Source organism: Photobacterium sp. GJ3 (assembly GCF_018199995.1).
Classification (GTDB): domain Bacteria; phylum Pseudomonadota; class Gammaproteobacteria; order Enterobacterales; family Vibrionaceae; genus Photobacterium.
In genome coordinates this window covers 906,303-920,287 of sequence record NZ_CP073578.1, presented here as the reverse complement: position 1 = coordinate 920,287, position 13,985 = coordinate 906,303, and the positions used below count along the sequence as shown (strand labels likewise).

General features: G+C 51.1%; 12 protein-coding genes and 2 pseudogenes. 10 read left to right on the top strand and 4 right to left on the bottom strand.

Going from position 1 to position 13,985, the window contains the following annotated elements:
* Positions 1 to 41: 41 nt before the first annotated feature.
* From ald to cydC, 4 genes and pseudogenes are all read left to right on the top strand, one after another.
* Positions 42 to 1,162, top strand: a pseudogene (gene ald, locus KDD30_RS04155) (alanine dehydrogenase).
* 162 nt (positions 1,163 to 1,324) lie between these two features.
* Complete coding sequence (trxB, locus tag KDD30_RS04150) at positions 1,325 to 2,281, top strand: thioredoxin-disulfide reductase (protein ID WP_211647529.1); 957 nt, start codon at positions 1,325 to 1,327, stop codon at positions 2,279 to 2,281.
* Positions 2,282 to 2,373: 92 nt separating this feature from the next.
* Positions 2,374 to 4,146 (top strand): cysteine/glutathione ABC transporter permease/ATP-binding protein CydD, encoded by a 1,773-nt coding sequence (gene cydD / locus KDD30_RS04145; RefSeq protein WP_211647528.1) that lies wholly within the window; start codon positions 2,374 to 2,376, stop codon positions 4,144 to 4,146.
* On the top strand, positions 4,139 to 5,860 hold the full coding sequence (cydC, locus tag KDD30_RS04140) for a cysteine/glutathione ABC transporter ATP-binding protein/permease CydC (RefSeq protein ID WP_211647527.1): 1,722 nt from the start codon (positions 4,139 to 4,141) through the stop codon (positions 5,858 to 5,860). Before cydD ends, cydC begins: the two co-directional genes overlap by 8 nt.
* 52 nt (positions 5,861 to 5,912) lie before the next feature.
* On the opposite strand, the gene KDD30_RS04135 is transcribed toward cydC, so the two are convergent.
* Positions 5,913 to 6,377, bottom strand: coding sequence for a glycine zipper 2TM domain-containing protein (locus KDD30_RS04135; RefSeq protein WP_211647526.1), 465 nt, complete (start codon positions 6,375 to 6,377; stop codon positions 5,913 to 5,915).
* Positions 6,378 to 6,406: 29 nt separating this feature from the next.
* Here KDD30_RS04135 and aat point away from each other — a divergent pair, with 29 nt between their 5' ends.
* The 3 genes from aat to infA all read left to right on the top strand — a co-directional run bounded on the left by aat (position 6,407) and on the right by infA (position 8,198).
* A complete protein-coding gene (aat, locus tag KDD30_RS04130) occupies positions 6,407 to 7,111 on the top strand; it encodes a leucyl/phenylalanyl-tRNA--protein transferase (protein WP_211647525.1) in 705 nt (234 codons plus the stop codon).
* Between the two features lie 7 nt (positions 7,112 to 7,118).
* Positions 7,119 to 7,823 carry an arginyltransferase gene (locus tag KDD30_RS04125; protein WP_211647524.1) on the top strand — a complete coding sequence of 235 codons (705 nt, stop codon included), beginning with the start codon at positions 7,119 to 7,121 and terminating at the stop codon, positions 7,821 to 7,823.
* Positions 7,824 to 7,979: 156 nt separating this feature from the next.
* Entirely contained in the window at positions 7,980 to 8,198 is a 219-nt protein-coding gene (gene infA, locus KDD30_RS04120) for a translation initiation factor IF-1 (RefSeq protein ID WP_027252769.1), read from the top strand.
* Positions 8,199 to 8,323: 125 nt separating this feature from the next.
* Here the strand turns inward: infA and clpA are convergent.
* Positions 8,324 to 10,587 (bottom strand): annotated as a pseudogene (clpA, locus tag KDD30_RS04115) (ATP-dependent Clp protease ATP-binding subunit ClpA).
* Positions 10,588 to 10,633: 46 nt separating this feature from the next.
* Positions 10,634 to 10,954 carry an ATP-dependent Clp protease adapter ClpS gene (gene clpS / locus KDD30_RS04110; RefSeq protein ID WP_211647523.1) on the bottom strand — a complete coding sequence of 107 codons (321 nt, stop codon included), beginning with the start codon at positions 10,952 to 10,954 and terminating at the stop codon, positions 10,634 to 10,636.
* A gap of 225 nt (positions 10,955 to 11,179) precedes the next feature.
* On the opposite strand from clpS, the gene cspD reads away from it, so the two are divergent.
* Positions 11,180 to 11,404 carry a cold shock domain-containing protein CspD gene (gene cspD / locus KDD30_RS04105; RefSeq protein ID WP_211647522.1) on the top strand — a complete coding sequence of 75 codons (225 nt, stop codon included), beginning with the start codon at positions 11,180 to 11,182 and terminating at the stop codon, positions 11,402 to 11,404.
* 154 nt (positions 11,405 to 11,558) lie between these two features.
* Complete coding sequence (locus tag KDD30_RS04100) at positions 11,559 to 11,780, top strand: hypothetical protein (RefSeq protein WP_211647521.1); 222 nt, start codon at positions 11,559 to 11,561, stop codon at positions 11,778 to 11,780.
* Between the two features lie 7 nt (positions 11,781 to 11,787).
* Here the strand turns inward: KDD30_RS04100 and icd are convergent, their stop codons facing one another.
* Positions 11,788 to 13,038 carry an NADP-dependent isocitrate dehydrogenase gene (gene icd, locus KDD30_RS04095; protein WP_211647520.1) on the bottom strand — a complete coding sequence of 417 codons (1,251 nt, stop codon included), beginning with the start codon at positions 13,036 to 13,038 and terminating at the stop codon, positions 11,788 to 11,790.
* 142 nt (positions 13,039 to 13,180) lie between these two features.
* Here icd and KDD30_RS04090 point away from each other — a divergent pair, with 142 nt between their 5' ends.
* Positions 13,181 to 13,879: a pseudouridine synthase gene (locus KDD30_RS04090; RefSeq protein WP_211647519.1), complete on the top strand. Its 699-nt coding sequence runs from the start codon at positions 13,181 to 13,183 to the stop codon at positions 13,877 to 13,879.
* The last annotated feature ends 106 nt before the right edge of the window (positions 13,880 to 13,985 follow it).

The window sequence follows — 13,985 nt, the reverse complement described above, 5'->3', positions numbered from 1 at the left end:
TGTCCATAGCTAACCCTGCTAAAACGATCAAGGAGCACAGCATGATCATCGGTGTGCCTAAAGAAATCAAAGACCATGAATACCGAGTCGGTCTTGTCACCAGTAGTGTCAGAGAGCTTGTCTCGCTGGGCCATCAGGTATTCGTTGAAACCCAGGCTGGCACAGGTATAGGGTTGTCCGATTCAGACTATCAGTCTGCGGGGGCAACCATTCTTTCGACTGCTTCAGAAGTTTTTACCAGATCAGAGCTGATTATTAAAGTAAAAGAACCCCAAGCGGTCGAAAGAGCAATGCTTCGCGAGGGACAAATCCTCTTTACTTATCTGCATCTGGCCCCGGATTATGAACAAACAAAAGACCTGATTCAGAGCAAATCTATTTGTATTGCTTATGAAACGGTCAAAGACAACAAAGGACGTCTTCCCCTGCTCGCCCCCATGTCAGAAGTGGCGGGGCGAATGTCGGTTCAGGCCGCCGCGCAAACGCTGGAAAATTCTCAGGGTGGCAGGGGTTTACTGCTCAGTGGTGTGCCGGGTGTCGACCCGGCAAAAGTGCTGATTCTTGGCGGCGGTGTTGTCGGCTCCAATGCGGCCCGAATGGCTGTGGGAATGCGGGCGGATGTGACGCTCGTGGATCGAAATCTGGACACACTTCGGGCGCTGGACTGCGAGTTTCAAGGCAAAGTGAAGCTGCTTTATTCGACGGAAGATTTAATCGAGCGATTGGTGCCTGAAATGGATGTGATTATCGGCGCGGTGTTAATTCCGGGCGCAGCAGCACCAAAATTAATCACGGCAAAACACGTTCAGGATATGAAGCATGGCTCATGTCTGGTCGATGTGGCAATTGACCAGGGGGCTGTTTTGAAACCTCTCATCCGACCACTCATACCGATCCAACTTTCATCGTCGATCATGTCGTCCATTACTGTGTGGCCAATATGCCGGGGGCTGTCGCAAGAACTTCTGCATTTGCACTGAACAATGCAACGCTGCCCTACATTATTCAACTGGCCGGCAAAGGTTACAAACAGGCACTGCAGGACGATCCTGGATTTCTGGCCGGACTGAACGTGATTCACGGCAAAATCACCTGCCGGGAGGTCGCCGATGCGTTCAAGCTTCACTATACCGATCCGACCGTTGCTTTAAGTATGCATTAAACACCATAACCCGCATTTTTCCGCTCTGGCGCTGAATCTTAGAATTCAGCGCTTTTTACTTCAGATTGTTGCAGAACCCGGGTCTGCACTTTCTTTACTTCAGTAATTTCCATACAATCGATGCCTTACGAATACGTGATGCTGACTTAGTCTGGAGAAACAATGAGTAACGTCAAACACAGTAAACTACTCATCCTCGGTTCTGGCCCTGCCGGTTATACGGCAGCTGTTTACGCGGCCCGTGCCAATCTCAATCCAGTCATGATTACTGGCATGCAGCAAGGCGGCCAGCTGACCACTACCACAGAAGTCGAAAACTGGCCCGGTGATGCTGAAGGCCTGACCGGCCCGGCCCTGATGGAGCGCATGAAAGCGCACGCCGAGAAATTCAATACTGAAATCATCTTTGATCACATTAACGAGACTGATTTCAGCCAGCGCCCGTTCCTCCTGAAAGGCGACAACGGGGAATACACCTGTGATGCACTGATTATTGCCACAGGCGCATCCGCCAAGTACATCGGTCTGGATTCAGAACAAGCATTTCAGGGACGCGGCGTGTCGGCCTGTGCGACCTGTGACGGTTTCTTCTACCGCAACCAGAAAGTGGCTGTGGTGGGTGGTGGGAACACCGCAGTGGAGGAAGCGCTGTATCTGGCAAACATTGCTTCTGAAGTTCATCTGGTTCATCGCCGGGATACTTTCCGGGCAGAGAAAATTCTCATCGACCGCCTGATGGATAAAGTCAACAACGGCAATATCATCCTGCACACCGACCGGACGCTGGATGAAGTACTTGGCGACGACATGGGTGTGACGGCTGTCCGCCTGAAAGAGACCCAATCCGATGCCACAGAGACACTGGAAGTCATGGGTGTGTTCATTGCGATTGGCCATCAGCCAAATACCGGTATCTTTGAAGGTCAGCTGACCATGGAAAACGGTTACATCAAAGTTCAGTCCGGACTTGAGGGCAATGCAACACAAACCAGTGTTCCGGGTGTGTTTGCTGCCGGTGATGTGATGGATCACGTGTATCGTCAGGCCATTACCTCTGCAGGTACCGGCTGTATGGCTGCGCTGGATGCTGAACGCTATCTGGATGCAATCGCCAAGTAAGACACACGACGGCCGCGGCAATCGTACGCGGCCTGTTTGCCTTCCCCCGTTGGGAAACCGGAATTCGACAAACCATACAGCGCTATTAAAAGATGGATAAACAATTACAGCGCGAGTTGACCAAGTGGTTAAAATCGCAAAGCAAGCTCGCGAAACCGTGGCTGATGCTGAGTGTCGGCATGGGATTTCTCTCTGGCCTGCTCCTTGTTGCTCAGGCTGGTTTGCTCGCTTATATACTTCAGCAACTCGTCATTGAACAGACGGATAAGCACCAGCTGGTGCCGTATTTCATCGGCCTGGTCCTGACTGTCGCTTTACGGGCAGCCTGCAGTTGGGGACGAGAAGTTGCCGGTTACCGATGCGGAGAAGAAATCAGGATCCACATCCGCACCCTGATCATCAACCGCCTGCATCAGCTCGGTCCAGCCTTTATCAAAGGCCGTCCGGCGGGTTCCTGGGCCAGCCTGATTCTGGAGCAGGTTGAAGAAATGCAGGATTTCTTCGCCCGTTATATCCCACAGATGGCCTTGTCGGTGCTGATCCCACTGGTCATTCTGATCGCCGTCTTCCCGTTCAACTGGGCTGCCGGTCTGATTTTCCTGATCACAGCCCCGCTGGTGCCGCTGTTTATGGCACTGGTTGGTATTGGTGCCGCAGATGCCAGCCGCCGTAACTTTACGGCCATGCAACGTTTATCCGGTCATTTTTACGATCGCCTGCAGGGTCTGGCGACGCTGCGCCTGTTTGACCGTGCCGAAGCCGAAGCAGAAAATCTGCACGATGCTGCAGACGTACTCCGTAAACGCACCATGGAAGTGCTGCGACTGGCGTTTCTGTCCTCTGCTGTGCTGGAGTTTTTCACCGCGATTTCCATCGCGCTGGTGGCCGTATACTTTGGTTTCTCCTTTATCGGCGAGCTGAATTTTGGTCACTACGGTGTGCCGATTACACTGTTTACCGGTTTCTTCATTCTGCTGCTGGCGCCTGAGTTCTACCAGCCTTTGCGGGATCTGGGTACTTTTTATCATGCCAAAGCGCAGGCCATTGGTGCCGCCGAATCTATTGTGACCTTCCTCAATACGGAAGCGGATAACATGAGTCACGGCGATCAGCCTCTGAATACCCCTGATACCATTGCTATCCGCCTCCGGGAGGTCAATGTGCTAAGCCCGCAGGGTCAAGTACTGGCAGGCCCCTTAAGTTTTGATGTCAACGCCCATCAGCAAGTCGCACTGGTCGGCCCGAGCGGTGCCGGTAAAACCAGCCTGCTGAATGCGCTCTTAGGCTTCCTGCCGTATGAAGGCAGTATTGAAATCAACGGCACTGAACTGCGCGAACTTGATCCGGTTCAGTGGCGACAGGCGATCAGTTGGGTGGGCCAAAACCCACTGCTGATTCACGGCAGCATCAAAGACAACATCGTCCTCGGCAACCCGCAAGCCACTGATGCACAGATTCGTCAGGTGGCAGAACAGGCTTTCGCACACGAATTTATCGAGCGTCTGGCGCGTGGCTATGACCATCCGGTTGGTGATCGCTCTGCTGGCTTGTCGGTGGGTCAGGCCCAGCGTCTGGCTCTGGCCCGTGCCCTGCTGCAAAACGGCAGTTTCTGGCTGCTGGATGAGCCGACAGCGAGCCTGGATGCCAACAGCGAGCGTCTGGTCCAGCAAAGTCTGAATCAGGCAACACAAGGTCAGACAGCGCTGATGATCAGCCATCGTCTGGATCAGCTTGCCGGGATGGATACGGTGCTGGTGATGGAAAACGGCCAGATTGTTCAGCAAGGTCACTTCAGCCAGATCAGTCAGGAAGGTTTGCTGGCTGACATGTTATCGCACACTGACAAGAGGGATCTCGATGCGTGATTTAATCCCTTACCTGAAATTATATCGCCGCCACTGGTTCGGTCTGACCCTGGGCATGTTACTGGGCTTGGCCACCGTGCTGTCCGCCATGAGCCTGCTGACTTTGTCCGGCTGGTTTCTGGCAGCCTCTGCCGTTGCCGGTTTAACCATTGCCCGCGAAACGTTCAATTACATGCTGCCTGCCGCTGGCGTTCGTGGATTTTCTCTGGCCCGAACTGCCGGTCGATGGGGAGAGCGTGTTGTCAGCCACAACGCGACCTTTAAGCTGCTGGCTGACTTACGGATTTTCTTTTTCAGAAAACTGACACCCTTGATCCCGGGCCGCCAAACCAACTTGCGCGATGCCGATCTGCTCAACCGGTTGGTTGCCGATGTCGATGCCATGGATCACGTGTATCTGCGCCTGATCAGCCCGCTGATCATCGGGGTGATTGCACTGCTGGCCATTTGTGGCTTTCTGTACTGGTTTGATCCTGAGCTGGCTCTGATTCTGGGTGCCGTCCTGCTGACCCTGATGTTTGCCCTGCCCGTGCTGTTCTACCTGCTAGGGAAAAAGCACGGCGAAACCCTCACCATGGCCAAAGCCGGTTTCCGTATCCGGTTGCTGGACTGGATTCAGGGACAAGCCGAGCTGCTGCTCTTTAACGCTGAGCCCGGTTATCGTGAGCAAACACTGAATGAACAGCAATCCTTGCTCTTGGCCCAGCGCCGGATGGCCAGCCTGACCGGTCTGGCCAATGCCATGCTGCTGCTGGCAACGGGCTGGACGCTGGTTCTGATGATCTGGCTGGCTGCCGACGGCGTGGGAGGTAATACGCCTGATCCCATGATTGCGCTGGTTGCTTTTGCCACCATGGCCAGTTTTGAACTCATGATGCCTGTTGCTGGTGCGTTCCAGTATCTGGGACAGACACTGACATCAGCCAGACGCTTGAATGAAATTATTCATGCCACACCAGATACGGCATTTGATCCGAACGGTCATCAGGCTCGGGTAAAAGGCGAGATTCAGGTCGAACAGGTTCAGTTTGCCTATTACAACAGCACTCAAACCGTTCTGGATCAGGTGTCGCTTGAACTGAAAGCCGGGCAAAAACTGGCTCTGCTCGGTCGGACAGGCTGCGGTAAATCAACCCTGCTGCAACTCCTGACCCGAAACTGGGATCCGCAACAAGGGCGAATCACCCTGGATGGTGTGCCATTACCACAGTGGCAGGAAAGTTCGCTGAGAGCAGCAATCAGTGTCGTCAGTCAGCGTGTAGATCTCTTTAACGGCACCGTCCGTGACAACCTGCTGCTGGCTAAACCTGATGCATCAGAGGAAGAACTGTCGGCTACGCTGTCCAAAGTCGGCTTGCAGAAATTGCTGGAAGGCAATGGTCTGGATACCTGGTTGGGTGATGGCGGTCGCCAGATTTCAGGCGGTGAACGACGTCGGCTTGGTATTGCACGGGCTTTGCTGCATAACGCCCCTGTCATGCTGCTGGATGAACCGACTGAAGGTCTGGACCGCAGGACAGAGCAGCAAATTCTGGCCCTGCTGTTTGAGCATATGGCCGATAAAACCGTGGTGTTCATCACCCACCGTCTTGTGGGTCTGGAAGCCATGGATCAAATCTGCCTGATGGATGAAGGCAAGATCATTGAACGTGGAAACCATCATGAACTGATGGCACAGCAAGGGCGCTACAGCCAGCTGTGGAACCGGATTTAAGGTTTCAGACCACAGATAAAAAGGCTCTGGAAAATACCAGAGCCTTTTTTATTTAAGGATACGTTCGGTCGACACGAACCCCTTCATCAAAATACAGAATGCGAACATTGTCACCCGACTGAAAAATCATGTCTGGGTCCACATCCTGAATCACATCCACCAATTTCCCTGCTTCCGTTTGAATCAGTAATTCCACCAGTTTGTACTGCCTGATCTTCTGGCCGATATCTTGTTGCTGATAGGCCGCACCGGCGCCAATCATGGCCCCAACTGCAGTGGCAACCTCCCGGCCATGCCCACCACCAAACTGGTTTCCGATCAACCCGCCGACGACAGCCCCCAGTAAGGTTTCCCAGCCATTGTGACGGGAGTTGACCATTTCCTGCTGAGTAATATAACGTACTGATTCTAACTGGCCGAAAACGACCTGATTCACCGGTCGGGCCTGATTACGGTTATACGGTGCTGCTTGCAACATGAGTGGAAACAGCAACGCGATCAGTAACCACTTTTTCATCGGATTTTCTCCACCTAGATAGTATTGATATGGCTCTATATTTGCCTGAACTCGACCCGGTCGATTTACAATTTCCGCATCCGGATACTGCTCTGGACGATCCCAACGGTTTACTGGCTTTCGGGGGCGATCTCAGTGTCCGGCGTCTCATCCAGGCTTACCAGCAAGGCATTTTTCCTTGGTACGCTGAAGGTGAGCCCTTGCTTTGGTGGAGCCCCACGCCCCGCGCTGTCATCGTGCCGGATCAGTTCAAGCCCAGCAAAAGCCTGAGAAAATTTTACCGGAAGTCAGGCTATCAGATCACACTGAATCATGCCTGTCATCAGGTCATCGAGCAATGTGCTTTCAGCCGTGGCGAGGATGCAACCTGGATAACCCCCGCCATGATTCAGGCATATAAAGATTTACATGACCGCGGCCACTGTCATTCTGTCGAAGTCTGGCAAGACGGCCAGCTCATCGGCGGACTGTACGGGATCAGCGTCGGCGCCGTCTTTTGTGGTGAATCCATGTTTTCGCTGGCCGATAATGCGTCCAAAATCGCGCTGTGGCAATTTTGCGAGCACTTCAGCGCGCATCAAGGCCAGCTGATTGACTGCCAGATCATGAACCCTCATCTGGCTTCTCTGGGCGCACAGGAACTTCCCCGTGACGCATTTTTGAAAAGCCTGGCACACATGAAATGCGCCATACTTACAGCAGACTGTTATACACCTCAACTCATTACGTTGTAAAAAGATCATGAGTCTTCCAAGTATTCGCCTGGGTTTTACGCCAGTGATCAATTGCAGTTATCTTCCCGAACAGCAGGAACAGCTGGGTGTGGTCATTGATCATCGCTGGCTGACCGTCTCCGGGTACAGCGCATTACTGGGCAGTGGATTTCGCCGCAGCGGACAGGCGATTTATAAACCGATGTGCGAGCACTGTCAGGCTTGCACGCCTTTACGCATTGATTGTGATCACTTCGCTCCGAGCAAAACGCAAAAACGCCAGCAAAAACAACTGGCTGGTTTCAGGGCAGAATTTAAGCCAACGCTGGATGAAGACTGGTTTCCCCTCTATGAGCAGTATATCCGCCAACGTCATGCACATGGCGCAATGTACCCGGCCAACCGGCAGCAATTTTTTGAGTTCAGTCAGGCCAACTGGATGGAAACCTACTTTTTACATCTCTATGAAGATGACCGGCTCATCGCGATTGCCGTGACAGATTTTCTTGATCAGGCCCTGAGTGCCGTCTATACCTTCTTTGACCCGAACCATCCTCTCTCACTGGGTACCCTGTGTGTACTGAAGCAGATTGACTACTGTCGGGAAACCGGACGGCGCTGGCTCTATCCCGGCTATCAAATTGATGATTGCCCGGCGATGAACTATAAAACCCGGTATAAGCCCTACCAAAAGCTCGTTCAGGGAAAATGGCAGTCCATGATCTGCCCTTAACCCCGCCAAAACACTGGAAAGAAATGAAGTTTGCAACAATAGCTGACAAAGAGAGGCAGCGAGGGTAAAATTGCGGGCCTGAACTTTACACTTAAACAGTTTCAAGGCATTATCCGGCCCAATCAGAAGCAAGGCACGGTAGCCTAAGAGGATTCAATGGCAAAAGAAGACGTAATTGAAATGCAAGGTACTGTACTCGATACACTACCTAATACTATGTTCCGCGTAGAACTGGAAAACGGTCACGTCGTGACTGCACACATTTCCGGTAAAATGCGCAAAAACTACATCCGTATTCTGACTGGCGATAAGGTCACAGTTGAACTGACTCCTTACGACCTGTCTAAAGGCCGCATCGTCTTCCGTTCGCGCTAATTGCTCTGAGCCGGACATTTCTTTTCTGGCTTTTTGCTGAAAACATCAGTGCTCATCTTTGATGAGACCGAACGCATAAAAAACGGGACCCAGAGGTCCCGTTTGTTTTATCTTACTTTCCTGACTTAGTGAGCAGGTTCCATTTCGCTGCTGAAGCGGAAATCCAGCGTCCCATCGTCTTTCAGATCGACCCGGACTGAACCGCCATTGGTCAGACATCCAAAGAGTAATTCGTTTGCCATCGGTTTTTTCAGATTTTCCTGAATCACCCGAGCCATCGGACGTGCCCCCATGGATTTGTCATACCCTTTGTTTGCCAGCCATTCACGCGCTTCGTTGGAGACTTCCATCGACACGCCACGCGCATCCAACTGGGCCTGCAATTCAACGATGAACTTATCAACAACCTGATTGATGACATCTTTTTCAAGATGGTTAAACCAAATGATGTTATCCAAACGGTTCCGGAACTCTGGCGCAAAGACACGTTTGATTTCCGACATGGCATCATGGCTGTGGTCCTGCTGAACCAGACCAATCGATTTACGCACGGTTTCCTGAACACCAGCATTGGTGGTCATCACCAGAATCACGTTACGGAAATCGGCTTTACGGCCGTTGTTATCGGTCAGTGTCCCGTTATCCATCACCTGCAACAGCAGGTTAAAGACATCCGGGTGGGCTTTTTCAATCTCATCGAGCAGAACGACAGAATGTGGATGTTTAATCACAGCATCTGTTAACAATCCCCCTGATCAAACCCGACATAGCCCGGAGGCGCACCGATCAAACGGCTGACCGTATGACGCTCCATGTACTCAGACATATCAAACCGCAGCAACTCAATGCCAAGAATTTTCGCCAGCTGAACCGTCACTTCCGTTTTACCCACGCCAGTCGGACCGGCAAACAGGAAGGAACCCACCGGTTTGTTATCAGCCCCCAGTCCCGCACGGCTCAACTTGATAACCTCAGTCAGCGCATCGATGGCCGGATCCTGACCAAACACCAGCATTTTCAGCTTGCTGTCCAGTTTTTGCAGCACTTCTTTATCACTGGAAGACACTGATTTCTCAGGAATCCGGGCAATCCGGGCAATCATGGCTTCAATGTCACTGACATTGATCGTCTTCTTCCGCTTACTCGCCGGTGCCAGACGACAACGCGCGCCCGCCTCATCAATCACATCAATCGCTTTATCTGGCAAATGACGCTCGTTGATATACTTGGCTGACAGTTCAACCGCAGCACGAATGGCTTTGTTGGTGTAGCGCACTTCATGATGCGCTTCATATTTCGGCTTCAGCCCCATCAGGATTTTGGTGGTGTCATCCAGAGAAGGTTCCACAATGTCAATCTTCTGGAAGCGGCGGGCCAGTGCACGCTCTTTTTCAAAGATATTGTTGTATTCCTGATAGGTGGTCGATCCCATACAACGGATTTTGCCGCTGCTCAACAGGGGTTTAATCAGATTGGCTGCATCCACCTGACCACCGGAGGCCGCACCGGCACCAATGATGGTATGGATCTCATCAATGAACAGGACCGCTTTTTCTTCTTTTTCGAGTTGCTTCAAAATCGCTTTAAAGCGTTTTTCGAAATCACCCCGATACTTCGTGCCTGCCAGCAATGAGCCAATATCCAGTGAATAAATGACACAATCGCTGATAATATCCGGCACCTGCCCTTCCACGATTCTCCAGGCAAGGCCTTCCGCAATCGCTGTTTTCCCCACCCCGGCCTCACCCACCAGCAGTGGGTTATTCTTCCGGCGGCGGCATAAGACCTGAACAGTACGTTCCAGCTCATATTCCCGGCCAATCAAGGGATCAATCGCGCCCGCCCGGGCCAGTTGATTGAGATTGGTTGCAAAGTTTTCCAGACGATCTTCTCCGCCTTCCGCACGCGGATCGTCAGCATTCACATCCGACTGATTCAGATCATCGTTTTCGCTGTCTTTGACCGTGCCGTGAGAAATGAAATTCACAACATCCAGACGGCTGATATCACTTTTCTTCAGCAGGTATGCCGCATGGGATTCCTGCTCACTAAAGATGGCCACCAACACATTCGCCCCGGTGACTTCACTGCGTCCGGAAGACTGAACATGGAATACGGCCCGTTGTAAAACACGCTGGAAGCTCAGCGTAGGCTGAGTTTCACGGCTCTCATCATCCGCAGGAATTAACGGTGTGGTTTGTTCAATGAATGCGTCTAATTCTTTACGTAGGGTGTCAAGATTCGCCCGGCAGGCGAGTAGGGATTCCTGGGCAGCAGGATTCTCCAGTAGCGCCAGTAACAGATGCTCAACCGTCATAAACTCATGGCGTTTTTCCCTTGCTCTTGCAAAAGCACCATTGAGACTGGTTTCAAGTTCTTTATTTAGCATAAGGCACCTCCCCTAAATACCACTCGATTTGGCGTGCCGGAAAAAGTCAGGCTTTTTCCATCGTACACAGTAGCGGATGTTCATGCTCTCTCGCATACATCATGACTTGAGCCACTTTGGTTTCAGCGACTTCAGCAGTAAAAACACCACACACTGCCTTTCCCTCATAATGCACTGCCAGCATCAACTGTGTTGCTCTCTCCAGGTCCATGGAGAAGAACTTCTGTAACACTTCTATCACAAAATCCATCGGCGTGTAATCATCATTATTTAAAATTACTTTGTACATCGATGGCGGCTTAACCTGAGTGTCCTCCTCATTCAGAATATCTGACTCAGGACTAATCCATTCGCTTAACTTACTCATAATCTCATCTTAGTCATATGTTCAATCGGTTGCTAGATTGCGACGGACAAAAAAGATTTCATCCAAATGTTACAAGACGACCTTGACTGTCTAAGTCTTTTTACTAAAGTGTACCTTGTAGTAGATACTATCTGCATCAAAATAGCATTTATATTCAAGTCATGTTAAAACAGTACTGTTTGATAAATGCTAAATGGAAATTGAATGCGAAGAGGGATGTAAAGCATGGCAACAGGTACAGTTAAGTGGTTTAACAACGCAAAAGGATTCGGTTTCATCTGTCCGGAAAACGGTGAAGGCGATATCTTTGCACACTATTCAACAATCCAAATGGAAGGATATCGGACGCTGAAGGCAGGCCAACAGGTGAACTACACAGTTCAAACTGGCCCCAAAGGCTATCACGCTAGCGAAATTGTCCCCGTTGATGTTGAAAGTGCCAGTAAGTAATGCTCGCTGATACGTTTACATCACTTTAATTAGGTGGGCAACTGCTCACCTAAAGTTCCTCTCCCTACCATCCTCTCCCTGTAAAAACGGATAACTCCGTCACAGGCGTAGTCTTTTTCCCACCGCACTTTATTGATACAGTAATGAATAAAGAGTGCATAAAGACAAAGAACACAAACTTTTTACAGTAATTTTACAGAACTGTCCCGACAAACCGCTTTTCACTTCTTTCACACAACTCATTATGGCTGATCTGCCGCCGAGAACACAATCCCTGCAAAGCCAGATGCTTCCCAAAAAGAACAGCTCACCGCAGTCATTTGCTTATAGAGACAAAAAAGGCCCAGCAACCGCTGAGCCTTTTGGACCGAATTAATCGGACATTACATTTGCTCGACCATATCGCTAGCAAACTCAGAACACTTACGCAGGGTTGCACCGTCCATCAGACGCTCAAAATCGTAAGTCACTGTTTTATTGCGGATCGCAGCTTCCATTGATTTGATGATCAAATCAGCAGCTTCAGTCCAGCCCAAGTGACGCAGCATCATTTCTGCAGACAGAATCAGAGAACCTGGGTTCACTTTATCCTGACCCGCATACTTCGGAGCAGTACCGTGCGTAGCTTCGAACAGGGCAACGCCATCACCAATGTTTGCACCTGGTGCGATACCGATACCACCCACCTGTGCAGCCAGTGCATCAGAGATGTAGTCACCGTTCAGGTTCATGGTTGCAATCACATCGTATTCAGCCGGACGCAGCAGAATTTGCTGCAGGAAGGCGTCTGCAATGCTGTCTTTGATGATGATTTCTTTACCGGTATTTGGATTCTTCAGCGTCATCCACGGGCCACCGTCCAGCAGCTCTGCACCGAATTCTTTGGCAACTTCATAGCCCCAGTCTTTAAAGGCACCTTCAGTGAACTTCATGATGTTGCCTTTGTGAACCAGCGTCAGCGAGTCACGGTCGTTATCAATGGTGTACTGCAGTGCAGCACGGACCAGACGCTTGGTGCCTTCTTCAGATACAGGCTTGATACCGATACCACAATCTTGCGGGAAGCGGATCTTGGTTGCGCCCATTTCTTCCTGCAGGAATTTGATCACTTTGTCCGCTTCAGCAGTGCCTGCTTTGAACTCAATACCCGCGTAGATATCTTCTGAGTTTTCACGGTAGATCACCATGTCAGTCAGTTCAGGCTGTTTCAGTGGGCTCGGTACACCGTCGAAGTAACGTACAGGACGCGCACAGATGTACAGATCCAGCTCCTGACGCAGAGCAACGTTCAGGGAACGGATACCACCACCAACTGGCGTTGTCAGTGGACCTTTAATCGCAACTTTGTATTCACGAATGAAATCAAGTGTTTCTTGCGGCAGCCATGCATCTTCACCGTAAACCTGAGTCGATTTTTCACCGGTGTAGATTTCCATCCAGGAAATTTTACGGTCGCCACCGTATGCTTTCTGAACAGCTGCATCAACAACTTTGATCATCGCAGGGCTTACATCAACACCAATACCGTCCCCTTCGATATAAGGGATGATTGGGTTGTTAGGAACGACCAGCTTTCCATTGGCATCGAGGGTAATCTTTTGACCTTCTGCTGGTACAACTACTTTACTATCCATTAAATTCTCCTAGCGTCCGTTTGTTATCTTTTTGTAAGATGCCGGAGAATCATACTTGAAAAATCGTCAGCACGCCATGGGAGGATTTTTAGGATATAATGACTCGCTCACAAAACGCCTATCCCCTGAAAATCAGATCAGCATGAAAACACACAAACCGCGCATTTCATCCGGACGTACAGCATCTAAACGTACTCCGACACCGCCACGTAAAAGCAACCTGCGCCGACCTTCACGTCAGGCAAATCATCCCAAGCGCCCGCGGGGCCCAAGAAAAATTCTCTTATTTAACAAGCCGTTCAACGTACTCACTCAGTTCAGTGGTGAGCCGGGTGATGCCACGCTGGCGGATTACATTCCTGTCAAGGACGTCTACCCTGCCGGTCGCCTGGACAAAGACAGCGAAGGGCTGCTGATCCTGACGAACGACGGCGTTCTGCAAGCGCGTTTAACCCAACCCGGTTCCAAGCAACCCAAAACCTACTGGGTGCAGGTTGAGGGTGAACCAGACGAAGCGGCGCTGCAACAACTTCGTAACGGGGTCGAACTCAAAGACGGTATGACGCTTCCGGCGTCCGTAGACATCATGGCTGCACCGCAAGTGTGGGAGCGAACGCCACCGATCCGTGAACGGAAAAATATTCCGACCACCTGGCTATGTATCACCCTGATTGAAGGACGCAACCGCCAGGTCCGTCGTATGACGGCGCATATCGGCCATCCGACCTTGCGGCTCATCCGTTACCAGATGGCAGACTGGACTGTCGACGGGCTGGCGCCCGGCGAATGGATTGAGCTCGGTGCCCAATCCATCGGACAACTTGGCAGCGAATCTGCGTAGATAGCAGTCTGCGTGACAAAAGCACTACACTTTCTCAGTCACATCCACTATCATTGCCGACAATTAGCAAACGTTTGCGTCAGTCTTGAGTACACTGGAATTCGGG

Bases quoted from the DNA above. Each gene is read 5' to 3' on its own strand.
- cspD (WP_211647522.1), top strand. From the start codon at position 11,180: ATGGCAACAGGTACAGTTAAGTGGTTTAACAACGCAAAAGGATTCGGT.
- KDD30_RS04125 (WP_211647524.1), top strand. From the start codon at position 7,119: ATGAGTCTTCCAAGTATTCGCCTGGGTTTTACGCCAGTGATCAATTGC.
- infA (WP_027252769.1), top strand. From the start codon at position 7,980: ATGGCAAAAGAAGACGTAATTGAAATGCAAGGTACTGTACTCGATACA.
- cydC (WP_211647527.1), top strand. From the start codon at position 4,139: ATGCGTGATTTAATCCCTTACCTGAAATTATATCGCCGCCACTGGTTC.
- icd (WP_211647520.1), bottom strand. From the start codon at position 13,038: ATGGATAGTAAAGTAGTTGTACCAGCAGAAGGTCAAAAGATTACCCTC.
- aat (WP_211647525.1), top strand. From the start codon at position 6,407: ATGGCTCTATATTTGCCTGAACTCGACCCGGTCGATTTACAATTTCCG.
- cydD (WP_211647528.1), top strand. From the start codon at position 2,374: ATGGATAAACAATTACAGCGCGAGTTGACCAAGTGGTTAAAATCGCAA.
- KDD30_RS04090 (WP_211647519.1), top strand. From the start codon at position 13,181: ATGAAAACACACAAACCGCGCATTTCATCCGGACGTACAGCATCTAAA.
- clpS (WP_211647523.1), bottom strand. From the start codon at position 10,954: ATGAGTAAGTTAAGCGAATGGATTAGTCCTGAGTCAGATATTCTGAAT.
- KDD30_RS04135 (WP_211647526.1), bottom strand. From the start codon at position 6,377: ATGAAAAAGTGGTTACTGATCGCGTTGCTGTTTCCACTCATGTTGCAA.
- trxB (WP_211647529.1), top strand. From the start codon at position 1,325: ATGAGTAACGTCAAACACAGTAAACTACTCATCCTCGGTTCTGGCCCT.